This window comes from Agarivorans sp. QJM3NY_30, from assembly GCF_050870855.2.
Classification (GTDB): Bacteria; Pseudomonadota; Gammaproteobacteria; order Enterobacterales; family Celerinatantimonadaceae; genus Agarivorans.
Map to the genome: position 1 here is coordinate 3,119,173 of NZ_CP194038.2, position 23,797 is coordinate 3,142,969.

The following is a 23,797-nucleotide window of genomic DNA, read 5'->3' on the forward strand; positions in this document are numbered from 1 at the left end:
ACGAGGAAATAAAAATGGTGATGACATCAAGTTGGAGCGACGAATTCGCCCGTAAATGTTTTGACCTACAAGACAAAGTTGTGGTGATTACCGGCGGCAACGGCACCCTAGGGGCAGCCTATGCTCAGGCATTTGCACTACACGGTGCCAAAACAATCGTCACGGCACGTCGTATGGAAACTCTAGAAGAGACGGTGCGCAGTGTTGCTCAAGTGGGTGGGGAATGTACAGCGATTTGTGGCGATGTAACCAGTGTTGAGGCACAACAGGCAATTGTGAAACAAGTACATGAAACCTATGGGCGCATCGACATTCTGGTTAATAACGCTGGTATGGCCTTTCGTGCCCCGGCAGAAGAAATACCCGTCGACAAGTTTAACCAAGTATTAAACGTTAATGTCACTGGCACCTTAGTGCCCTGCCAAGTGTTTGGTCAATACTTCATGCAGCAAGGCCATGGCAAAATTGTGAATACCTCAAGTGTACGTGGATTCTGTGGCCACCCCGACGGTTATGCTGCCTATGCAGCATCCAAGGCAGCTGTTGATTCGCTGACCAAACAACTTGCTACCGAATGGGCAATCAAAGGCGCTAAACAAGACTTCTCCATCAATGTGAATGCAATAGCGCCCACCCTGATCAAATCACCACTCACCCAAGAAATTTGTGAAGATCCCGATCGCATCGCGCCATTTCTTGCTCGATTGCCTATGGGGCGTGTCGCCGAAACAAAAGACATGATCGGCTTGGTGTTATTCCTCTCTTCTGCTGGTGCGAATTTTATTAACGGCCAAATCATCTACGTCGATGGCGGCTGTACCGCAGGTTAAGCAATCAATAAGAGAAAACATAAATGAATAGTTTAGATATCAAAAACATCACCATTGTGGGTGGATCGGGAATGATGGGAGTGGGTATCGCTCAAATATTTTCCGGCGGTGGTCGTAACGTCACCATCAAAACCCGCAATGTTTCAAACTGTACCGCTATTGAGGATATGTCAGCTCAACTGGATATGTTTGTTCGCGAAGGCCTGCTCGATGAGAGCAAAAAAGATGGCATTCTCGATCGCGTATCAGTGACTGCTGATGCCATTGAAGCCTATGCAGATGCCGATTTAATCTTCGAATCGGTACCAGAGGTCATGGAAATCAAACATGCCACTTTTAAAGAGATGGAAGAGTACGCCAAGCCCGAATGTATTTTTGCCTCTGGCACCTCGGTCAAGTCAATCACCGAAATTGCCGCTGCCGTCGAAAAACGAGACCGGGTGATTGGTATGCACTTTTGGAATCCAGCGGTATTAATCCCACTGGTAGAGGTGATCCGTACTCAAGCAAGCCGCGATGATATTGTTAGTAGCGCGATGCATTTGTTGCAGGAGTGCGGTAAAGCCCCTGCCGAATGCAAAAAAGATGTTCCAGGATTTTTAGCCAATCGATTACAACACGCCCTATGGCGTGAAGCCTTCTACATGCTCGATCAAGGGATTGCCGATGCAAATACCATCGATGAGTGCATCAAAAATTCTTTCGGTTTTCGGCTGCCACAAATTGCACCGTTTGAAAACGCAGACATGGTCTCAACCGAACTCAGCTTGAATATTCACAACTATATCTTTGAACATCTGTATTCAGGACTTGAGCCAAGTACCAAGCTAAAGCAACTAGTTGCCGAAGGGAAACAAGGGTTCAAAACTGGAGAAGGCTTCCAGCACTGGAGCGAAGCCTCTGCTACAGAATCAAAGAATCGACTATTTCAATACCTGATTGATCAAACTAAATACAGACAACAGAACGCCTAATTTAACGGAGAAACAAGATGTCCAACCATAACTTTTTTAAGGGTAAAACCATTGTTGATTTGTCTCACCCAATTGGCAACCAATCACCACAGTGGCCTTATTTTCCTCAGCCAGAAGTCTCTCGAGCACACGGCTTGGCAAAATCAGGGGTTCTGACCCAGTATTTTAAAATGCCAATGCACTGCGGTACCCACGCAGACTCCCCCCGTCATGTGATTGAAACTGAGTTTGATGGTCGGCGAGCTCGCTATACCCATGAAATGGAACTCAGTGCCTATTGCGGCGACGCCGTATGCCTGGACCTTTCTCACCTTGAGCAATGGACCCTAATCAAAGCCGAACATCTAGATGAAGCATTGGCTAAGACCGGCGTCACGCATCAAGAGCTACAAGGAATGATTGTCATCATATATACCGGCATGGCTCAGAAATGGGACGACAGCAAACAATACTACCATTATGCCACTGGCGTCGGTGCATCAGTGGGCCACTGGTGTGTACGCCACGACATTAAAGCGCTGGGAGTTGACCAACAAGCCCTTGACCACCCACTGCATACCTCTATTGCAGAGAAGTGCGCCGGACATCTTTCAATGAATCTGGAAGGCTATTCCGGTTTACCACTCAAAGAAGAATATATTGCCAAATTTGGAATTGAGGAATACGCCCACTTTGATCGTGAGCTGTATAAAGAAATCCATGGCGAAGCTGCATACCAAGATCTGTATGGCTTAGTTGAATCGAAAGGCCTGTGCAACGGTGTATGGGAGCCCTGCCATAAATTATTACTAGGCAACGGTAAAGTTGGCTGGGAAAACGTTGGCGGTAATGTGGCAAAAATTGCAGGCAAACGCTGCACCATTATTGGCACACCGTTAAACCTTTACTGCGGTGACGGTTCGATGACTCGCCTGATGGCCATCATTGATGACAACCAAGTCAATCCAGTTGCCGATCGTGTCTATCCATTTGGCGATCACTAATATCGAGTTTGATCCCTCTGCTCAGGGGATGAGCAATGTGCTCTTGCCTAGAGTGAGGTAGCAGCGGGATCTTTTTTTGAGGTTACAAATATGAAAGATGTAGTCATTGTAAGTGCCAAACGCACTGCAATTGGTAGCTATCTCGGTGCATTTGTGAATGTATCGGCGATAGAACTTGGCACTGTCGCGGTCAAAGCGGCGATTGAAGCGGCAGGCATTCGACCTGAGCAAGTTGACCATGTGGTTTTAGGAAATGTGCTTTCTGCAGGCCTAGGACAAAATCCGGCTCGGCAAGTCGCCAAATTAGCTGGGATCCCCGATGAAAAAACTGCCAGTCTCGTGTCAATGGTCTGTGGTTCGGGTTTAAAAGCAGTGATGGAAGCAGCCAATCAAATTCGTACTGGTGAGGTCGATATAGTGGTTGCTGGTGGAATGGAGTCGATGTCGAATGCTGGTCACTTATTGCAATCCCATCGTATCGGCATCAAAGCGGGCCATGCAAAGTTAACCGATACCATGCTGTGTGATGGTTTAACCGACGCATTTGGCGGATTCCATATGGGCATCACTGCCGAGAACCTTGCCAAACAGTACGATATCTCACGTGCAGAGCAAGACCGCTTCGCCCTTCAGTCGCAAAACCGAGCAGAAGCGGCGATCACATCGGGACGATTTAAAGATGAAATCGCCCCAGTCGTGATCTCTTCACGTAAAGGCGATGTGGTGGTTGATAACGATGAATTTCCACGCTTTGATTCAAGCTTAGGCAGTATTTCGAAACCGAAACCGGCCTTTATCAAAGACGGTTCCGGTACGGTTACCGCTGCAAATTCCTCGGGCTTAAACGATGGCGCAGCGGCATTAGTTCTGATGAGTAAGCAAAAAGCAGCTGAACTAAAACTACAACCTTTGGTTGAAATTGTCGCCCAAGCTTCTGCCGGTGTCGATCCTCAAACCATGGGGTATGCCCCTGTTCCTGCGAGTTCAAAAGCGCTACAAAACGCGGGTTTAAACATTCGCGACATCCAATTAGTCGAAGCAAATGAGGCCTTCGCCTCCCAAGCGCTCGCCGTAACAAGAGGTCTTGATCTTGATCCAAGCATCACCAACGTCAACGGTGGTGCCATCGCACTTGGCCATCCAATTGGTGCTTCAGGTGCTCGCATCTTGGTAACGCTGGTCAATGAACTGGTCAAGCGTAAACAAGAGCATGGCCTTGCCACCTTATGTATCGGCGGTGGCCAGGGAGTTGCCGTTATTGTGAAACGACCTAACTAACACTCACTTCTCCACACCCAAAACAAGGTATACGAAATAGACAACATTGCTTGTTTGCTTCAGTGCACCTTGAATTTGGGTCAGGAGGACAAAATGAAGGGAAATTTAATCATGAGTTTACAAAACAAAAGAATATTAACCGTCGCGTGCACTGGTGCATGGCCGAAGAAAGAGATGTTTCCTGACGTCCCTGTGACACCACGTGAACAAGCCGACGAGATCATCGCTTGCCATGCTGCTGGGGCATCCATTGCGCATATTCATGTGCGTGATACACAGCAAAATGCATCGATGGATATCAATGCGTTTCGTGAAACCGTTCAATATATCCGAGAAGCTAAATGCGACATCGTCATCAACTTGACCACATCTGGAGGGCTGGGTCTTGAAGATGAAGTGCGTATGCTACCTTTCCAGGAATTACGCCCTGAAATCGCCACCTTTGATGCGGGTACCATGAATTGGGCTCACAGCTGTATTTTTGAAAATAATCCGGTTTTTCTAGGTAAACTCGCACAACAAATGCCTTTAGTTCAGGTCACCCCTGAAATAGAAATTTTCGACATTGGCATGATCCATAACGTGTTGTTTTATCGCAACAGCATCAACAAACAAAACCAAAAAGCCCAACAGGAAGGTCAACCGGAAGTACACAACCCATTTTTAACACCTCACTTTCAATTTGTGCTCGGAGCGCCTGGTGGCTCACCTGCCGAAGTGCACATCTTACTGCAAATGCTCGATGAAGTACGTCGTCACTGGGGAAGCAACTTCACTTGGGGCGGATTAGGTATTGGACGAGGCCATTTGCCAATTATCAACGCTTGTATTGCACTTGGCGGTCACATACGAGTCGGTATGGAAGACAACGTGTACTACCGTAAAGGCCAATTGGCAAAATCGAATGTTGAATTTGTTGAGCGCACTCAGCGCATGCTTGCCTGTAACGACTTACAAATTGCGACTCCTGATGAAGCGCGACAGATCCTTAAGTTAAACAAAGCTAACTTCCCAAGCTGGAAAAACTATTCGTCTTAAGTCACTCGATTTATACGATGCCTATTGGGGAGGTATTTTAATTAAACTCCCCATTTTTAGAGCTAGAGCTCAATAATGAACATGGATGATTAAGTACAACAGTTAAGTTCAATAAGATACGTCTAACCATTTAATAACTCGAGAACATTATGTTAGATGAAAACTTCAAAAAAGGCTGCACACACAACCAAGCAAATAACATTGACCCACAACAACTTGTAAGAATGTTATTTTTTATTGAACTGATAAATGCTGGTTCCATCACCAAAGCAGCTGAAACACTAAATATATCAACCAGTACCGGTTCGCGTTGGTTGAATGACTTAGAATTAGATCTAGGTATTAGTTTATACCAACGAAATAATCCCAATGAACGATTAACCGAAGCCGGCAATTTTCTATACAGTAAATTTTCTGAAATTACCGATGATATTAATTTAATGATCAACGAACTAACCCATTTCACCACCGAAACACGAGGCAATATACGTGTCTGTTGTACCCCAATTTATGCTGAAAATGTGGTGATGCCAATCGTCAGCGAATTTTTGGAAGATAACCCTTTGGTGAATGTACAACTCACAGTCACGCCCCGCGGCATGGAACATTACAAAGATCACGATTTTATTATTTCGGCCATATCAGGCAACGCCAAAAGCAAAGATGCCGATCTTCTATTAGTTCGGCGAAACTTACTCACTCAAAAATTTATTACGGTAGCCTCGCCAGAGTATATTCGAAAAAATGGAGAACCATTGGTTCTTAACGAATTAAGAAATCACCGTTGCCTTTATTCTAAGGCACTGCAAAACCAAAACATTTGGATCTATAAAGACAATAATGAGGCGGTTCCAATCAAGCTAGAAAAATATGTCGAATTGTCTGACGCAAAAATGATGCTATCGGCCTGCCTACGCTCCTCTGGGATTACCTACCTTCCCGAATTCATCGTCACCAGGCACATTAATGAAGGACGCTTAGTTCGTTTACTTCCCGATTATGACACTGATGATTGGTTTTTAAACATTTATTATTTACCACAACGATTCATGACCCATTCAACTAAGTTATTTAAAGACTTCCTACTCTCTAGAAACAGAGAAAAAATAAATGAAATGAAGTAGCGATCACCACCCATGAAAAAACCATTCCCATGGATGAAATAAAACAATTTTATAAAAGTGATCATCTTAAAAAACTATTTATATGAATAGTTGATAATAAAAAAAACATTATAAACGTGAAACAAGGGGTAAGAAATGAATACCGTTTTAATCATGGTAATAATCTACAATGTGGTCGTTATCGGTGGCATAGGATTATACCTGAATAAACAAGAAAGACAGTCTGGTGTGGTAATGGATATGGCAAACGGCGGACGAGATGCAAATCTTGCGATGTTTTCTATAACCTTGGCCATTACTTACTTGGGCTCTGCGCATGTCTACGGTTTAATGGAAATGTCGTTTAGCGTTGGGGCTGTAGCGCTGTGGTTCAGCTTTGCGCACACCATTCTGATGTGTGTAATCTGCCTTGGCACTGGCCGCTGGGTGCGTCGCCTAGGCTGCTCTACCATTCCCGAACTGATTGGTACCATGTACGGCAAACAACTACGAACGATTACCGCTTGTGTTGGAGCAATGGTGGTGTTTGGTTTGGTGACCTTAGAAACACAAACAATGGGCATAGGTATTTCCGCCATTAGTGGTTGGTCTCTCGGCTGGTCGGCGGTTGTTGGTGCGGCAATTGGCACAGCGTATGTGATGATGGGTGGCATCAAACAAACCATGTGGGTGAACTTAGTCAACGCGGTGATCATGTATGGCTCAATCATCTTAGCTGGCTGTTACCTTACATTTGCCCTTCCAGGGGGGTGGGAAGGCGTACAGCAATACTATGTAGAACACGGTGAAACATTTAAATTAAGCATCTTTGCGACCCCCGATCTATTGTTTGGCTTTGCTTTAGCCGCGATTTTCTCTGTGGTTTTCGCTCAATCGGTTAATCAGCAAGGGATGGCAGCGGCGATGTCGGCCAAAGATGAGCGTACCATTCGTCGCTCATTATGGATAGCCGCCCCCATTAACGGGTTGTTTGGGGTGTTCCCTGTATTATGCGGTTTAGCTGCAGCCACCATTCCAGAGTTTTCCGAATTAGGACCTAAACTTGCGGGGGCAACCATGGTGGTAAAGTTACTGCCAACGTGGTTAGTGGTATTAGTACAAGCAGGATTTTTAGGAGCCTTATTATCCACCTTTGCCATGTCTGCGCTCGCACCCGCAACTATTTTTGCCAAAGATATTGTTGGCGCCAATAGTAAAAAACCACTGAGCCCGTTAAAAGAAAAGCAGATGATCCAAGCTATCATCCTGATTATTGGAATCATTTCTGCTGGACTCACTTTATTCAACCAACCCAATGTGATTAAGGCGATTACTTGGTTATTTGCTTGGTTAGTCCCGTTATTCTTTATTATCTTGGCCGGTTTGTTTTGGAAACGTAATGCTTCTGCAGCCTTTACCGTTGTCGTATGGTCTTGGGCGGTTAACTGCGCATGGTCTATTACACCGCTAAAAAACGCCATTGTTGAACTCTTCCCAGCAATGGGCGTTCTCGAAAACGCTCACCTGGTAGCCATTGTTGCCTCACTAAGCACCCTGATTTTATTTGGTTTAGTCAAACACAGCGACAAACCGCTCTTTGCCAAATCTGATGTCCCTACGATTATCGAAGGAGAAGTACTATGAATATCGCCACCACACTGACCTTAAACGCATTTTGCGTCATCATGATCATCGTGATTTGTTCGGTCACCATCACCAAAGTTTTTAACATGTTCAAGGGAGATTAAAGCATGGATCAAACGACCTATTGGATGTTAGGCGTTATCGCCGTTGGGCTTGTGTTTTACTGTTTTTCCGTCTATTTCGCCAATCAAGCTGAGTAGATTTTTCTCAAAGAGTAACCATCCGGTTACTCTTTTCTATGCCTGTCGCTCAGTTCGCCAATACTTTGAACATCTTCAGATTAATACACTTATGTTCTGTCATTTCAATTAGTTAAAAGATAAATATTGAGCAGGACAGCACCAAATAAGCTATGCTTTGATATCTCTCCTAGCAGCACGGAATTCATTTTGAAGCAGAGTATCGTTCATATCGCCTTGGTCGTGAAAGACTATGACGAAGCCATCGATTTTTACGTCAACAAACTAAAATTTGAGTTACTCGAAGATAGCTATCAAGCCGAACAAGATAAACGTTGGGTGGTGGTTGCGCCGCCAAACTCTCAGGGAGTAAGCTTGTTACTGGCCAAAGCCTCAAAGCCGGAGCAACAGGATTTTATCGGCAATCAGGCCGGTGGACGAGTATTCTTATTTTTAAATACCGATGATTTTTGGCGAGATTATCAGCGTATGCTCGGTGATGGTATTCAGTTTATACGTCAACCCAAGCAGCAAGATTATGGCTTAGTCGCTGTGTTTGAAGATCTATATGGAAACCGTTGGGATCTATTACAACTCAAACCAGATCATCCCATCGCAATACGAACCGCTTAATCGCATCGACTGGCAATGCTTTAGAGCTAAATAAAAGGGATCAGGGATGAAGAAACAAGTGTTCTGCCTACTGCCAAGCCTATGGCTACTCACTGCCTGCTCGGGTAGCGCACCAATGCTTGGCGTGCATCAACAACTGCTGCAAGCCTGTCCCGATTCGCCTAACTGCGTAATCAGCCAAGCGGCAAACGATGGCAACTATATTCAGCCTTTAGTTTACCAAGGAACGATGCTGCAGGCACAACAGCGTTTACTACAGATCCTCAAAGCCGAGAAGCGTAGCCATATAGTGACTCAACAAATCAACTACCTGCGAGTAGAATTTCACTCCGCATTATTTGGCTTTGTTGATGATGTTGAGTTCTATCTGCTTGCTCAACAAAACGAACACATCCTAATCCATGTTCGCTCCGCAGCGCGCCTCGGATATTATGATTTTGGAGTAAATCGCCAACGCATCGAACATATTCGCAGTGAATTAAGCAATCAAACAAAATAGACTGACAACAGCGTCATCATTATCGTGAAATCAACAGAATCCTTAAGTGGCTTGCAATTTAATTAGCAATGCACACTATGACCCATGATTGCCATCAATCTATCGAGTTGTTGCTTTAGGTTTTGATCTAGTGGCCAACCCATATTAAGCCTTAAGCAGTCTTGATAACGTTGCGATGCAGTAAACAGCTGGCCGACGCGAATATCCAATTGAGCACCTTGAGCAAGCTTTATTAGTTTCTGAGGATCTAACCCCGGGATCTGCAACCATAATACTAAGCCACCATCAGGAGCGGTGATGCGACTCGACGGAGGTAAGTGCTGAGTCAGGTAGGCAAGGTAGTGCTGTTTTTGTTGCTGAAGCTGATAACGTACTCGCTTCATATGTTTAGCGTAATCCCCTTTGTCAATGAAATCAGCTAACGCAAATTGGAGTATGGTCGACACCCCAAAACTTCGTTCGATAAACGCCTGTCGATAACGACCAGGACGGCACCATCCAACACGAAGACTGGCTGACAAGGTTTTTGAAACCGAACCACACCAGAGCATATAACCCGATTGATCATAATAGCTGGCTGGCAGTGGCATTTGAGTTTGGTGAGACAGCTCCAAGTATATGTCATCTTCAATCATAGGGGTTTTATAATCTGCAGCAAGCCTCGCCAAGCGTTGCTTCTGCTCAACAGACATGGTGATCCCCTGCGGGTTCATATGGCTAGTACAGAATAAACCCGCTTGCACTGTCCCCTGTTGTAAATGCGCTTCTAATTGGGCTAAATCAATCCCCTCTTTGAGTGAAGGAAGCTCAACAATTTGTAGCCCCAGCACTGACAATAAGTCCAGCAAGCCGTCATAACAGGGCGAGCTTATCGCCACCGAATCGCCCGGCTGAGTACAAACTTCCAAAGCTCGGCGCACCGCATCCATACAACCGTGCGTAATCACCAACTCTTCGGCCTTCAGTAGCAAGCCATTTTGAGTAAAATGTTCGGCCAAAACCTGCCTTAACACCGGCTCACCTTGTCGCGCTGGATAATCACCAAACAACGCACTGGTTTGTCGAATCGCGGCTCGAAGACTTTTATTCACCAATTGCTGCGTACTGTCATCTATCGCCAATTGCGCTCTTCCCAAAGGACCATCTGGCACCTGCGAGCGATGCGCTTGAACTCTAGGTTTAGCCACCTTGCTCGTAAATCCTTGCCAATCTGGTTGCCGCAAATTTTGGCTTCGGGCACTCACAAAAAAGCCAGCTTGGGGACGAGCTACTAACCAGCCTAGAGCTTCCAGCTCTTGATAACAACTCACCGCGGTGGTCATACTAATGCTTTGCTGATTGGCCAACCGGCGTAGCGAGGGCATTTTCACTCCAGCACTCAACTTGCCTGCTTCAATATCATCAATAAATTGTCGAGCGATTTGCTTATATTTTGCCATAGCCAGCCTAACTGTACCCTATATATGATAAATAATTGTATCTGTACTTGTTTTATTCAACAAGTGACACTAGCGATAAATATCGATAAGGGATAAAGCCAGATGAAACTAAGGGATTTATTGTTAAGCCTAAGCGTGATGGCCATATGGGGATTTAATTTCTCGATGATCAAACTGGGGGTCAGCGAGATCGATCCGCTATTGGTTGCTGCAATGCGCTTCTTGTGTGCAACTTTCCCGCTGATTTTATTTATTAAAAGGCCTGAGGTTGCTTGGCGCCATTTAATCGCCTATGGCCTGGTTTTTGGCACTGGTGTCTGGGGTATGGCTTCTTGCGCCATCACCTTTGGCTTATCTTCAGGGATGGCCTCTGTGCTATTGCAAACCGATGTGCTGACTAGCGTATTCGCTGGCGTTTGGTTTTACAAAGAACGAATCTCTTCACGAATGAAGTTGGGCATTGGCATTTCCCTGCTCGGATTAATCGTATCGCTCCTCTACACCAATGGCAATGTCACACCACTCGGCATTCTATTGATCTCAATATCGGCTATTTGCTGGCCGCTCGCCGGGGTGATTATGAAACAATCGGGGACGACTGCACCTTTTGCGTTTAACATTTGGGGAATATTGTTTGCGCCACTACCACTACTCGCTTTAAGCGTGCTCATTAATGGGGTTGATGTGCTCGCAACCAGCTATCAACATTGGACCAGCAAGGCATGGTTATCGGTACTATTTCAAGCCTACCCCACTACCGTATTTGGTTATTGGGTCTGGAACAAAATGTTACTCAAATATCCTATGAGTCTTATGGCACCGTTTACGCTACTGGTCTCTGTATTTGCCTTATTTAGCGGCTACTTAGTCTATGGGGAACAACTTAATCCTACGCAATGGGTGGCTTGCAGCGCCTTCTTACTTGGGATCGCCTTGGTGGTTTACCGCGGTCCCTTGGGTATTACGATAAAATCAGCCTCAACCAAGCCATTATAAAACACAACAACATTGCCCCCCTTGTAAAAAGGGGGCCCGGAACGGCACGCTAGATTCGACAAATGGCTCTCAGCTTAACCATGATCTGGTATCAGTTTTCAGCTCCTTCATTAAATAAAAAAGTATAGGATATATAAGTCATTAGCTTATGATCACACTAACAAATTAGTGGATTAGACATGTCATTTATCTGGTTAGAGACTACAATAACATTTGTCATATCGCAGCTTTGTTCCGCAAGACTTATTGCGTGGTTGAGGGCACAGTACAATTAAGTTAAATTGGTAAAATTATCACTTAATTTAATTGCCAAGCGGTCGATAACTAAGTTGTTGAAAAGAATCGAAAGGAGAGTCAATTCATGTCGATAGCCCCTGTAGGCGGAGCCAATAACGCATATCTAGTGAATGCGGCCATGCAAGCAAAACAGAACAACAACATGGAATCTGCTAAACCACAGCTGTCAGTCGCCAACGATGGGCCAGCCAAGCTTGAACAAAATAAAGTTGAGACCAAGAGCAGCGATTCAGAACCTAGTACTATCACATCTTTTGGTTATGGCGTGTTAGGTATGGATAAACCTAACGAAGTAGAAGAGACAGAAGATGGTGCCTATACCGCTGGGCAAGTGCTGAAAGCCATCGGTACCGTCGGTAGCATTATCGCCATCTTGGTGTAGCAGATAAAGCATCGCGTATGAAGGCATAAAGCCACTTAAGTTTTCTTAAATAGAGCACCAAGTTAAGCGAAGTATTAACGATTAAGAGTATGCGACGACGGGACCTTAACCGCCATCAAGCACCAAAATCATATCTATTTCGCTTTTAAACAGAATTCTTGAATCACATATTTAGCATCTAAGTTCGCAAGATCAATCACTTCAATATTCTTGGTTAATTCTTCCACATCTAATATCACGGTGCAGTTTCTTCCAGCCCGTTTGGCCTCATATAAAGCCAAATCGGCACACTTAATCGAATCTTTAATATCATAATACGGGCTGAGCTGAGTCACTCCAAACGAGGCTGTCACCCCAAGCTCTCGCCCCTGATGTACAATCGACGACTCCGCCAATTTCAACCTAATTCTTTCAATCACTTGCGTCGCCTCTTCAAGCTTCATTTCAGGCATCATAAATAGAAACTCTTCACCACCAAATCGGGCGACGGTATCATGGCGTCGAATTGACTCGCGAAATAACGAAGCGGTATGTGCTAAAACCAAGTCACCAACATCATGTCCATAAGTGTCATTGAAATCTTTAAACTTATCGATATCGGCCAATACAATGCAACAATTTGAGCCGATGACACGTTGCATACGATGCTTTTCATTAGTCAGCACAATATCAAGAGTGCGTCGGTTCATTAGCTTGGTGGTGTCGTCAAACTGGTGCTTATGAATCACCGAAAACTCAAAAATCATCAGCACCATATCCACAAACTCGTTTTGAATTTGAAAGAAGCACTCTAGATCGGCAGGAGAAATTTCCCCTCGTTTAGCCAAATTACTCAACAATACTTTAGCGCAATCATGTAACTGTTGGTGAACGTCATCAATATTAAAAAATGCCTGTTGATGAAATTGCTCATCTTCCAAGACATGTTTCATCCAGCGACCAAAGGAACAATGTGAGTGCGCATCATCGGCGACAAAGTCTTGCTCGTGCATCGGTTGACGTAATACCAAGGCCATACCAATTTTATGGGACCATTTACGATGCTCTAACAGCGCATACTTAATGTCATGAGATAGAACCTCGAACTCTTCTTGGTTTATTCGTTCCAATAAGTGCTCTAGCATTATTTAGATCCCTATCAACTTTATTATCGACACCAACAACCCTAAGCTCACAATTGCGTTACTCACTAACCACTGAATGCTTCACTTTAGCAATCAGTAAGGTTTCGTATTCGGGTGTGGGATGGCGAGGCACCAATAAAGCAAACATCAGCGATAAAATCGCAATCACGGCACCACACCAAAACACCATAGAAGGTGAATATAACCAAATAAATCCTAACAAGGCGGGTAATACCACCGCTGCAATATGATTAATCGTAAAACTCACCCCAGCAGTACTCGCGATATCGGCGGGCGCTGCAATTTTTTGAAAATAACTTTTTATCGCAATCGCCATAGCAAAGAATAGATGGTCAATCACATATAACGTTGCGGCCCATTCGGCTTGCTCAACCAAGGCATAGCCTGCAAACACAAAGAATAACCCACTGTACTCTATGATGAGTGCTTTACGTTCGCCTACACGCCCAATTAAACGACCGATTTTCCCTGCAAAAAAGATATTTAAGACTTGATTGACCAAATACAACAGCGCGATATCGGATACCGAATAACCAAACTTTTCGACCATTAAAAAGCCCGCAAATACCACAAATATTTGGCGGCGCGCACCGCTCAGAAACACCAAGGTATAAAACAGCCAGTAGCGAGAACGCAAAATCAGCGTTTTATGTTGTTCGTGCTCGGCGGTGTAATGTGGAAAACGTAAAGCAATCAATAAGATCGCCAAAATTGTAAGTCCACCAAACATGGCATATAAACTGGAATAGGCAAGGTCACTATATTCCAATAAACTCCATAATAGACTATAAGCAAGCACTGCCGCCGCGCCTCGCACCGCAATTGCTTTTCCCATGAATTCGGGGGTTTCAGATTTTGGGACCCATTGTAAGGTAAGTGATTGGTTCACTGTTTCGAAATAATGAAACCCGACCGACATCAGCACCGTGGTAAAGTACAAACCGTACACACTTGGGAAAAAGCCAGTTAAGCTAATCCCAATCGCCAAGATCAATAAACTTAACAAGGCAAAGGTTTGCTCTTTAAGTAACAACAAAACAAAGATGGCGGTAAAGGATAGGAAACCAGGTACTTCACGTAAGCTTTGTAAGATCCCAATTTCGCGTCCACTAAACTGAGCCACTTCAATCGCAAAATTATTCAGTAAAACCATCCAAATGGAAAAACTAAAAGGCATTAAAAATGCCATCATTAACAACAATTGCTTTTTAGAACGATGCATATACTTCCTTGAATACAAACCAAACGGCTTGCATTAACTAACTGATTTTAGCGAGCGCTAGACGGATCCCAAACCACATAAATAAACCGCCAAGGCAACGATTAAGCCAGTCTCTAAACTGGTCACTCACCCCTACCTTGTCACGAATCACCACACTGCACCAAGCCAGTAAATGACACCAAATCATTCCATTGAGATTGAACACTAAACCCAGAACCAAAAATGCCAAGGCTTTATTGTCGGCGTTAGAGGCAATAAACTGGGGGACAAAAGCCAAGAAAAACAAGGCCACTTTAGGGTTCAAACTGTTACTTAAAAAACCCATGCGGAAAATTTTCAAATAACCGCTGTCTGGTAACGCACATTCCTTGGTGACAATATTAGCTTTGGTGAATATCATGGTTAAGCCCATCAACAATAGATAAAGACAACCAAGTATTTTTATCAGCGTAAAGGCTGTAGCTGAGCTGGCTAATATAGCAGACAAACCAAAAGCCGCAGCAAAAATGTGTACAAAAGTCCCACAACCAATTCCCAAGGCCGCCACTGATCCCGCTTTCAAGCCTTGGCTTGACGCTCGAGCCACAACATAAAGAGAATCCGGTCCGGGAAGCATATTTAGCAAAATCCCAGATCCCACAAACAACCAAAAATCGGTGATCCCTAACATGGTCGTAGAACTCTAATAGTCACCTGCACCTCAAAAAAAAATCAAGCGTAACATAACTGGTATGACAAGTGTTAATGTTAAATCTACCAGCAAAATGCGCAATTTAATTAACACGCGTAAAAACAAAGTATTATTTGAAAAAATATTTCATAAAAATTATCGAGAACCAGCTAAAACAGGAATAAAACAAATAATAAAATTGCTATATGTATCAATCTCATAGACTTAGATGTGATGTTTTATCGCTGTCGCTTATCGCTCCTCTCGTGAAGCCCGGCCATCAAGCAAGTAATATGTCTTGGCAAGCAATTGCACATCCGGCCACGCTTGAATCAAACAATTATTTAACAGCCAAAATTCAATAAGCTTTAAGCTCCGCAATCACGATGACAAGCAATGACAAATTGGCACTATCGAAGCGCATCAAAACCAAGCTGCCTTTACTTCATCTGACTCAAGTCTAATTCGACACCTTACTATACGTAGAAACGACTATACGTAGACACCCAAAAAACATAGGTTAACTATTTAAATAATTAAAGTTATTTCGCAGATAAGTATGGGGCCGACTTGTTAGTGAGCACTACATTCAGAAATGAAATCATCGCCGCAATCGACTTACTGGGAACAAGCATGTCAGAGCTGACTCACCAACAACTCAGTTTTTGCAGGCTCTTTTAGCAAAACCACGACAAGCGTTACGTGCTTAAAATACCACCCTCATATCAACATGACTCAAATCAGCACAAGCGGTAAAAAATTACCCAAGCGATTGAAAATTGAACTCATGATAGAATTTACGCGCAAAAACACCCAACTTTTATGTCCCCCAGCTAAACCAGACTCTTAACCGTTGATTTGCCTAAAACCTGAGTTTAATCATCGCCTTTTAAAAGCTTGTAAGACTAAAAACCGCCATTTAGGAAGCGATGTAAGGCTTAACTGGGAGCATAGGAGCGGTGCTTGCAGTCATCGGTGTGTCCATACATCTGTTGTTTATTTCTATTATGTTTTAGGCATTAAACCTGAACGACACCCAAAACAAATAGAAATGAGAACTACTTTTGTTTGAGTCTATTTTGATGAATAATGAGATCCCCTTTTATCATGGGTTAACCAAGTGGAACGTATTGTCATTGGTCATCAAGATGTAGAACCATTATTTCATCATCAAAGTACTGGTTTAAAATTTAAGGTTTGTAATCCCGCTGGTGCCTTGAGTTTTTACTCTAAGCACTTGTCCGACGATGTCGCATTTAGTCGCAATCAGGTCTTTTTTAAGCAATTTACTCGTATTGAAAGAAGCAGTCTGTTAGGGGCATTTTATGTGTCTATTTTCTTTATGCAAAAAGGAATATCACACTCTAAAATGCAGAGTTGGAAACACCCCGAACATTTTTTCGCGGGTAAATTTTGTTTAAGTTTTTCACCGGAATCATGTGGCTTTTCAGAGTATGCTGCTCATCAACTAAATCTCAGCTATGGGCTTCATATTAAACTACCTTATTGGCGTAATTTTGTTTTACAAGATGAGCGCTTAGGTTTGCACAAGTTGTTTCAAAATATTCTTAACCCTAGCCCTGAACCAATATTGTTGTCTGGAACGATTAACTCACATATCACGCAATTACTCACTTATTGTAATCAAACTCAAGATCTTACTCGTGACCATGATGAACTGATTCAAGACTTGCTTAGTGCTGTATTAGATGAGATTGCAATTCGCTATTGTATCGATGAAAGTCGACTTGTGCTTAATTCACAGGACATACAAAAATTACAAATGGTGAAATACATATTAGAGCAAGAAATGCAGGAGCCACCTTCATTAAAAAACTTAGCTCATCGTGTTGGCTTAAATGACTTTAAACTTAAAAAAGGTTTCAAAACCATCACCCAACAAACGGTTGGTCAGTATTTACTTAGTCTGAGAATGCGCAAAGCAGCGCGCCTTATGCTCGAATCTAATCACCCCATTATTGATATCGCGGGACAAGTTGGATGCAACAATCATGGGCATTTTTCAGTGGCTTTTAAAAAATACTTTGGTCAAAGCCCTCGGTCTTATCGCGCTTAAACGTGGTCGATTGAGAATAGAGTATCATTCCCCCTCCGATAATCCCTTTTTGAGTAGTTCGGTCTTCTGCCCTTGTTTACCATTTAATTCGATTAAATCAATTTCGAGGTAGACTGTGAATAAACAAATCAAACTTTTCCCTTTATTGTTAGCTAGCATGCTATGCGCCGCGACCATGCAAATTTTTGCCGTGGTGATCGGCCCTATCAGTCGAGCGCTGTCTATGCCTGAGTGGCAAAGCGGCCTGATGGTCACAATGGCCGGTTTTGTTTGGTTAATGACTTCGCGAGCATGGGGAATAAAAAGTGATCGTTTAGGCCGAAAGAAAATTCTACTCTGGGGCTCTTTAGGTTTAACTCTAAGTTACCTTGGTTTGGCCATTTTTACGGAATATTCGTTGCAAAATCACAACGAAATTTGGGTGATGTTACTGATTTTTATTGTATTAAGAGGCATGATGGGGGGATTTTTTGCAGCCATTCCGGTTGCGAATAGCGCACTCATCGCCGATCACTATGAACCAGCAACTCGAGGGCCCAAAATGGCATTGCTGGGTGCATCCAACGGCTTTGGTTTGGTTCTTGGCCCACTCATGGCGAGTTTTATTGTTGGCGATGGTTTAACTCACCCCTTATTTCTCGGTGGGTTTCTAGCAATGTTAGCCTTACTCATCGTTTATTTTGGCCTCCCTCAGACACAAGTGATAAGCGCAGCCCCCAAAGCGACCGTTCGCTTGTTTGATCCTCGTTTACGCTTACCCATGTTAAGTGCATTTATTAGTATGAGTTGTGTGATCACTTGCCAAATCGTAGTGGGATTCTTTTGTCTTGATGTGTTGCACCTAGACAATCAATCTGCGGCTAAAGTATCGGCACAAGCGATGGCCTCTGTAGGAGTTGCACTTATATTCACCCAAATAGTCATTACAAAGTTAGTTTATATTCAGCCGAAAACGTGGTTAAGCACTGGGACATTAATCGCTGCGATAGCCATGGTATTGATGTTTTGGGTCTCGACTCCCATTCACCTTATGGCCGTGTATGCCCTTATTGCAGTGGGGCTAGGCATGGTATTTCCTTCTATACAAACTTTAGCGGCTAATGCAGTGACGAATTCAGAGCAAGGGGTTGCGGCAGGAAGCCTAGGTGCGGCGCAAGCGATGGGGACTTGCCTTGCGCCACTCGCTGCGACTCTCATTTATACACTCTCTCCTTCTCTGCCCTATTTGCTATTTGGCTTGAGCTTAGCGGTATTAAGTGTGTTTTCGTTTTATTCCGCAACAGATACTTCTGCAAAGGAGATGTTAGAAAATTAATGACGAATCGTTCATCCATCCCTTTCATTCGCTTTTCTTCGCGACTCAAAACGCAAAATGATGGCTATATTTTTAGTAAACCGTGCCAGCTGCTATACGCTGGCTTCGATTGACCAATGATACAGCCGACCAAATCCCTACTCGATGAGAACAGCCAGCGCTCACTAAATCAGGATGGATGATTCATGGTTTTACGATGCTGGGGAGAGTCTAGCTTTCAAGCTATCTGAACAGGCATCATGAATTCTTAATAAAGAGGGTTTCGCTAATTGCCATATTGCGGCTCAGTTAATCTTCAATGACTCTGAATTATCGGGTGATTACTGAAACTCATCACCTTGGTTTGCGAGCGTTTTACGACCACACTTCTGGCAAACCAAATAACGGTCTATGAGATCCAGTGAAGCACCAACAGGGCTGGCTTGGCCAGCAAAAAAACCTTCGATAAAGGCTTTTATTTGTTCTTTTTTAGTCGTGCCATATTTGGAAGGTTTTTGTTTAAGTAACGGTTGATGCTCAGTTTGTTCACCACATGCCTGACAAAATTGGGTTAACATCTATACACTCCTAGCAGCATATCCCCCCTTAAGCTATGAACGGACATTCATAGCAAAGGCGCAAACCACCGAGGGGAACCAATGATTAATTATGAATTAATCATTAGAAGCTCATGACAGATAAAAAGCAAGATAATACCTTTAATCATCAAATATATAGAATTTTTTTATAGGTTTGCTCATCCCCTCAAGCGCAAGCAATAAGGCGCTCACATCACTAGGGTCATGCCAAGCTTAGCCAGCGTTTAGTCAAATGATTGAAAATAAGTCCTAAATCCATCAGCCAGAGCCTCAAATACCCGCACACATGGCTGGCTGTTACGCAGGTCTTCATGCATGGTGACCCATACATCCATCTTTAGCTGAAAGGCTTCGGCTAAAACAGGCACCAATTTATCATCACCTTTTGCCAAAATCGCCTGACAGATCCCGATGCCAGCTCCTGCACGAATCAACGCTAATTGTGCGAGATCACTGTCACAACTAAAAGCGAAGTTTTCTCGGTCAAGCTCTGGCGGTAAACTTTTAGTCAATTTACGAATAAAATCACTCAATGAATCAAAACCAATAATGGCATGTTGGGCAAGCGCCTCAACACTCTCCGGGTAGCCAAAGTGCTCAAGATAGGCAGGGCTTGCATGTAAAGCTAATACAGAGTGGCCCACTCTACGAGCAACCAGTTGAGTTTGCTTTGGTCGAAACATACGAATCGCAATATCAGCTTCGCGATGCAGTAAGTCTTGTGCTTGGCTCGATAATACCAACTCCAATTTTAAGCCTGGGTACTGCTGCTGTAGTGGTGTAATAATATCCGGCAATAAGGCAACCCCCACCACCTCACTGGCGGTAATTCGAACCACGCCACCTAGCTCCTGCTGTTGACCTGTAGCAACTCGCTCTATTGCTGCAGCGGTGCTCGCCATCACTTCCACCTGGCCGCGTAGTGCTTTGGCTGCATCGGTAGCCAATAATCCGCCCGGAGAACGGATAAACAAGCTAAGTTCCAGTGCCTTCTCAAGAGCGGCAATATGCCGACCGATGGTGGGTTGAGTGGAGTTTAATGCTCTCGCTGCTGCCGATAAGGAGCCCTGCTGTAATACAGCGAGAAATGAACGATAGAGTTCCCAGTCAATATTGCCACTATACATAAATGCATACCTGATCGTTTGTTTTGCTCAATTTCATTTAGCTAACAATAATACTATGCTCTCCCCATCAAATGAATAGAGGTTCAAAACAATGACAAATCAAGCAAAAGTATTAGTGCTCGGCGCAACCGGGGGGATTGGTGGGGAGCTCACTCGACAACTACTTCACGCAAACTGGCAAGTGTGTGCCATGACCAGAAACTTAAGCCGCGCCAAGCAATCACAAGCAGGTGTCCAGTGGATGAAAGGTGACGCACTGAATGCAAGCCAAGTCGAAACTGCAGCCCAAGGCTGTGACGTGATCATTCATGCGGTAAACCCTCCTGGTTATAAAAACTGGGAAAAATGGGTACTCCCAATGTTAGACAATACCATTGCCGCAGCAAGAAAAGTTGGCGCAACCATCGTATTGCCCGGCACCGTTTATAATTTTGGCCCAGAAGTATCTTTACAAATTGATGAAAACACACCGCAGCACCCGCAAACGCGTAAGGGGCGGATCAGAGTCCAACTAGAACAGCGTTTATTCAACTATGCACAAAATGGCGGTCGAGTCATCATTGTTCGCGCTGGAGATTTTTTTGGTGGCCAGCCGGGTAACAACTGGTTTTCCCAAGGACTCATCAAACCTGGCCAAGCGGTAAGCACAATCAATAATCCAAGCCAAAAGGGAACTGGCCATCAATGGTCTTATATACCTGATGTTGCCCAAGTGATGCGACAACTATTAGAACGTCGTCACCAACTTGAAGCCTTCGCGGAATATCATATGGCTGGACACTGGGACGCCAACGGCCGCCAAATGGTGGAGGCCATTCGCGATGTAGTTCTTCAACATAGTGGTAAAACAGCCAATATCCGCAGCTTTCCTTGGGGAGTAGTCAAGCTTATTAGTCCTTTTAATGCCACCATGAGAGAACTACTAGAAATGCGCTATTTATGGCAACGGCCACTTCAGATGAATAATAGCAAACTGCTCGCAGAGCTCGGTGAAGAAGCTCATACACCACTAGCCTTAGCGGTAGAACAGACTCTCATTGGCCTACAATGTTTACCTGCCGCCGCTCCAACTTAAGGAATGTTCATTGAACAAGGCTGTCAAAGTTATCCGAGACCGAGTTATTCGAGACAGCCATCTTAAGGCTTAGCCATCTTAAGGCTTATATTCATCCGCCACCATCAAGCGATATAAATCATCTCTCATCCGCATAAAAGCAGCCTGATGCTGAAAATTGCAATCTTAATACACGTTTTTACGACGAAAATCTGCAACAAGCGAGACGGAAGACACAGCTAGCCTAGATAACCTGAATCACTCGCGAGTCAATGAAATTTAACCTGTAAGTTCTTAACCTAGATCCAGCCAGCGCTTGGCAGCTGCCATGCCTTTAATTCGTTGTTGATTGTGCTCTCGCTTATAGCGTTCTAGTGAATGCCCAGCCCCAACCACGCTGGCGAAGTGATGCTCTAAACCAGTGCTCAAGGCTAACCAGCTTTCTTCATCGATTTGTAAGCGCTGTAAAATGGGCGCTTGTGCATCATCGATATAACCGCGTTTATCTTCTCTGATAACGCGGCCGGTAAGTTCCACCAGTTGCAGGTAGTCTTGTAACTCGAAAGGCAAGCCATTAGGCATGGTTTCTCTGGGGTTACCGACAAAAGGCATTAGCTGCTTGGGTTGCTGACCTTGTTTGGCTTGCTGAATGCGCTGTTTGATACTGGTGTGGTCCGAGGTTTCAGGCGTGCTCGCTATATTTGAGCGAACCGGGTTTAAATCCACATAGGCCATACACGCTGCTAGGGCTGCTTCATCTAAAAGCGCTTGAGATTTAAAACGCCCCTCCCAAAAACGACCGGTACATTGGTCTTCTTTATTGGCAGCTCGAGCAATGTATTCATTCAAATGGCGCATAAACCAGCTTAAATCAAAAAGGCGAGTCCGATAGACTTCTACTGTTGCACTGATAGCCTGTAGTTGCACCTCACTTAACTTCGGACGTAACTCAGAATTAAGATACATTTGAGTCAGTAAGGTGCCTTGGTGCAAACAATGCCAGCGTTCTAAGACTTCATCCATGGACCAGGCTTCGGCTTTGGCCTTATCGATGTGCAATACCACATGGGTATGATTGCTCATAACTGCATAAGCACAGACATCAATGGCAAACACCGCAGTAAGTTGCAATAAATAGTCTTCCACCCACTGGCGTCGGTGCTCATAACTCTTGCCCGTTTGCTTATCTTCGCCACATAAAAAAGCCCGCCGAACACAGCGGGAAACACAGTGATAATAAGATGTATCCGATAAGCTCACTTGCGACTGTCTTGACCGAGGCATGGCAATAACTCCAAAAAAAACACTATTGATAGTTTAGGCTATTACCGAGATCTGGCTAGTTGAGATGGCTGTCTAGTTATTTGCTCCAAGACTTCATCCATGGACCAGGCTTCGGCTTTGGCCTTATCGATGTGCAATACCACATGGGTATGATTGCTCATGACAGCATAGGCACAGACATCAATGGCAAAAACCGCAGTAAGTTGCAATAAATAGTCTTCCACCCACTGGCGTCGGTGCTCATAACTCTTGCCCGTTTGCTTATCTTCGCCACATAAAAAAGCCCGCCGAACACAGCGGGAAACACAGTGATAATAAGATGTATCCGATAAGCTCACTTGCGACTGTCTTGACCGAGGCATGGCAATAACTCCAAAAAAAACACTATTGATAGTTTAGGCTATTACCGAGATCTGGCTAGTTGAGATGGCTGTCTAGTTATTTTCTTCTAGTTATTTGCTCCGATCGCCGGATATATGTCAGCGAACCGATCTTCAATCAGGAGTTGCAAAACATGGGGTGTCCATAAATGTCTCAATAATTCTTTTAACTGGCTATTACTCAAGAACTTTTACGCCTTCCATTTGTGAAATAGTAATATATATGCTCGGCTCTAAAGCCAATACCGAATGATCTGTACTCGCGCTAATAAGAACAAAATCATTTGCGGCATAAATTTCTGAGTTGATTTGTAAACGGCCTTCAAGAACATATATTTGTTCCCAGCCAGGATGATTGTGCAACGGCAGCTCTGCATGAGCTTCAAATTTGAGTATTGCCGTTCTACCATTTTCAGTTTTCTCTGATAACCAAAAAAATTCAACACCAGAAAATGGAGTTTTTGACCATTTTATATTTTCGTTCATACGAGGGCATATCATATATTTTCCTTACATAATTATTAGTGGATATAAGAGGATGGTAAGACAGAAAAAATTCCTAGAATTTATAAAATTTGATTGCCTTTGAAGGCTTTGTAAGTTAACGCTGAATTCTAACGAACCCCTCAGAATTTCTAGTAAATTCAATATATTAGACGCACACCCGTTG

At 44.0% G+C, this 23,797-nt stretch carries 22 protein-coding genes and 1 pseudogene; 14 read left to right on the top strand and 9 right to left on the bottom strand.

What is annotated here, in order from left to right:
- The first annotated feature begins 14 nt into the window (after nucleotides 1–14).
- The 9 genes from ACRRSX_RS14140 to ACRRSX_RS14180 all read left to right on the top strand — a co-directional run bounded on the left by ACRRSX_RS14140 (nucleotide 15) and on the right by ACRRSX_RS14180 (nucleotide 9,161).
- Nucleotides 15–830, top strand: a complete 816-nt coding sequence (locus ACRRSX_RS14140; protein WP_432452548.1) for an SDR family NAD(P)-dependent oxidoreductase — start codon at nucleotides 15–17, stop codon at nucleotides 828–830.
- A 23-nt stretch (nucleotides 831–853) separates the two neighbouring features.
- Nucleotides 854–1,804 (top strand): 3-hydroxyacyl-CoA dehydrogenase family protein, encoded by a 951-nt coding sequence (locus tag ACRRSX_RS14145; protein ID WP_432452547.1) that lies wholly within the window; start codon nucleotides 854–856, stop codon nucleotides 1,802–1,804.
- Between the two features lie 17 nt (nucleotides 1,805–1,821).
- A complete protein-coding gene (locus ACRRSX_RS14150; RefSeq protein ID WP_432452546.1) occupies nucleotides 1,822–2,787 on the top strand; it encodes a cyclase family protein in 966 nt (321 codons plus the stop codon).
- A gap of 90 nt (nucleotides 2,788–2,877) precedes the next feature.
- On the top strand, nucleotides 2,878–4,065 hold the full coding sequence (locus tag ACRRSX_RS14155; protein ID WP_432452545.1) for an acetyl-CoA C-acetyltransferase: 1,188 nt from the start codon (nucleotides 2,878–2,880) through the stop codon (nucleotides 4,063–4,065).
- A 93-nt stretch (nucleotides 4,066–4,158) separates the two neighbouring features.
- A complete protein-coding gene (locus tag ACRRSX_RS14160) occupies nucleotides 4,159–5,103 on the top strand; it encodes a 3-keto-5-aminohexanoate cleavage protein (RefSeq protein WP_432452544.1) in 945 nt (314 codons plus the stop codon).
- A 149-nt stretch (nucleotides 5,104–5,252) separates the two neighbouring features.
- Nucleotides 5,253–6,227 (top strand): LysR family transcriptional regulator, encoded by a 975-nt coding sequence (locus ACRRSX_RS14165; RefSeq protein WP_432452543.1) that lies wholly within the window; start codon nucleotides 5,253–5,255, stop codon nucleotides 6,225–6,227.
- Between the two features lie 135 nt (nucleotides 6,228–6,362).
- Nucleotides 6,363–7,850: a sodium:solute symporter family protein gene (locus tag ACRRSX_RS14170; protein WP_432452542.1), complete on the top strand. Its 1,488-nt coding sequence runs from the start codon at nucleotides 6,363–6,365 to the stop codon at nucleotides 7,848–7,850.
- Between the two features lie 389 nt (nucleotides 7,851–8,239).
- Nucleotides 8,240–8,662: a VOC family protein gene (locus ACRRSX_RS14175; protein ID WP_432452541.1), complete on the top strand. Its 423-nt coding sequence runs from the start codon at nucleotides 8,240–8,242 to the stop codon at nucleotides 8,660–8,662.
- A 46-nt stretch (nucleotides 8,663–8,708) separates the two neighbouring features.
- The gene (locus ACRRSX_RS14180; protein ID WP_432452540.1) at nucleotides 8,709–9,161 is read left to right on the top strand and encodes a DUF1499 domain-containing protein; all 453 of its coding nucleotides are present in this window, start codon (nucleotides 8,709–8,711) and stop codon (nucleotides 9,159–9,161) included.
- Between the two features lie 62 nt (nucleotides 9,162–9,223).
- On the opposite strand, the gene ACRRSX_RS14185 is transcribed toward ACRRSX_RS14180, so the two are convergent.
- Nucleotides 9,224–10,600 carry a PLP-dependent aminotransferase family protein gene (locus tag ACRRSX_RS14185; protein WP_432452539.1) on the bottom strand — a complete coding sequence of 459 codons (1,377 nt, stop codon included), beginning with the start codon at nucleotides 10,598–10,600 and terminating at the stop codon, nucleotides 9,224–9,226.
- 102 nt (nucleotides 10,601–10,702) lie between these two features.
- Here ACRRSX_RS14185 and ACRRSX_RS14190 point away from each other — a divergent pair, with 102 nt between their 5' ends.
- Nucleotides 10,703–11,596, top strand: coding sequence for an EamA family transporter (locus ACRRSX_RS14190; RefSeq protein WP_432452538.1), 894 nt, complete (start codon nucleotides 10,703–10,705; stop codon nucleotides 11,594–11,596).
- A 361-nt stretch (nucleotides 11,597–11,957) separates the two neighbouring features.
- Entirely contained in the window at nucleotides 11,958–12,275 is a 318-nt protein-coding gene (locus ACRRSX_RS14195) for a hypothetical protein (RefSeq protein WP_432452537.1), read from the top strand.
- 134 nt (nucleotides 12,276–12,409) lie between these two features.
- Here the strand turns inward: ACRRSX_RS14195 and ACRRSX_RS14200 are convergent, their stop codons facing one another.
- From ACRRSX_RS14200 to ACRRSX_RS14210, 3 genes are read right to left on the bottom strand one after another with little or no spacing between them, the layout of a single operon-like run.
- On the bottom strand, nucleotides 12,410–13,399 hold the full coding sequence (locus ACRRSX_RS14200) for a diguanylate cyclase (protein ID WP_432452536.1): 990 nt from the start codon (nucleotides 13,397–13,399) through the stop codon (nucleotides 12,410–12,412).
- Between the two features lie 58 nt (nucleotides 13,400–13,457).
- Nucleotides 13,458–14,642: an MFS transporter gene (locus tag ACRRSX_RS14205; protein ID WP_432452535.1), complete on the bottom strand. Its 1,185-nt coding sequence runs from the start codon at nucleotides 14,640–14,642 to the stop codon at nucleotides 13,458–13,460.
- A 37-nt stretch (nucleotides 14,643–14,679) separates the two neighbouring features.
- Nucleotides 14,680–15,312: a LysE family translocator gene (locus ACRRSX_RS14210; protein WP_432452534.1), complete on the bottom strand. Its 633-nt coding sequence runs from the start codon at nucleotides 15,310–15,312 to the stop codon at nucleotides 14,680–14,682.
- A gap of 1,120 nt (nucleotides 15,313–16,432) precedes the next feature.
- Here ACRRSX_RS14210 and ACRRSX_RS14215 point away from each other — a divergent pair.
- Together ACRRSX_RS14215 and ACRRSX_RS14220 are read left to right on the top strand one after the other, a co-directional pair.
- On the top strand, nucleotides 16,433–17,389 hold the full coding sequence (locus ACRRSX_RS14215; protein WP_432452533.1) for a helix-turn-helix transcriptional regulator: 957 nt from the start codon (nucleotides 16,433–16,435) through the stop codon (nucleotides 17,387–17,389).
- A 115-nt stretch (nucleotides 17,390–17,504) separates the two neighbouring features.
- Nucleotides 17,505–18,704, top strand: coding sequence for an MFS transporter (locus ACRRSX_RS14220; RefSeq protein WP_432452532.1), 1,200 nt, complete (start codon nucleotides 17,505–17,507; stop codon nucleotides 18,702–18,704).
- A 320-nt stretch (nucleotides 18,705–19,024) separates the two neighbouring features.
- Here the strand turns inward: ACRRSX_RS14220 and ACRRSX_RS14225 are convergent, their stop codons facing one another.
- Entirely contained in the window at nucleotides 19,025–19,261 is a 237-nt protein-coding gene (locus ACRRSX_RS14225; RefSeq protein ID WP_432452531.1) for a hypothetical protein, read from the bottom strand.
- Nucleotides 19,262–19,506: 245 nt separating this feature from the next.
- Nucleotides 19,507–20,409 carry a LysR family transcriptional regulator gene (locus ACRRSX_RS14230; protein WP_432452530.1) on the bottom strand — a complete coding sequence of 301 codons (903 nt, stop codon included), beginning with the start codon at nucleotides 20,407–20,409 and terminating at the stop codon, nucleotides 19,507–19,509.
- Between the two features lie 91 nt (nucleotides 20,410–20,500).
- Between ACRRSX_RS14230 and ACRRSX_RS14235 the strand changes: the two genes are divergently transcribed.
- Nucleotides 20,501–21,484: an NAD(P)H-binding protein gene (locus ACRRSX_RS14235; protein WP_432452529.1), complete on the top strand. Its 984-nt coding sequence runs from the start codon at nucleotides 20,501–20,503 to the stop codon at nucleotides 21,482–21,484.
- Between the two features lie 273 nt (nucleotides 21,485–21,757).
- Here the strand turns inward: ACRRSX_RS14235 and ACRRSX_RS14240 are convergent, their stop codons facing one another.
- The 3 genes and pseudogenes from ACRRSX_RS14240 to ACRRSX_RS14250 form a co-directional block, all read right to left on the bottom strand.
- Nucleotides 21,758–22,747: a transposase gene (locus tag ACRRSX_RS14240; protein WP_432452528.1), complete on the bottom strand. Its 990-nt coding sequence runs from the start codon at nucleotides 22,745–22,747 to the stop codon at nucleotides 21,758–21,760.
- 80 nt (nucleotides 22,748–22,827) lie between these two features.
- Nucleotides 22,828–23,109, bottom strand: a pseudogene (locus tag ACRRSX_RS14245) (transposase); the annotation flags it as partial.
- 195 nt (nucleotides 23,110–23,304) lie between these two features.
- Complete coding sequence (locus ACRRSX_RS14250) at nucleotides 23,305–23,613, bottom strand: cupin domain-containing protein (RefSeq protein WP_432452527.1); 309 nt, start codon at nucleotides 23,611–23,613, stop codon at nucleotides 23,305–23,307.
- Nucleotides 23,614–23,797 lie beyond the last annotated feature (184 nt).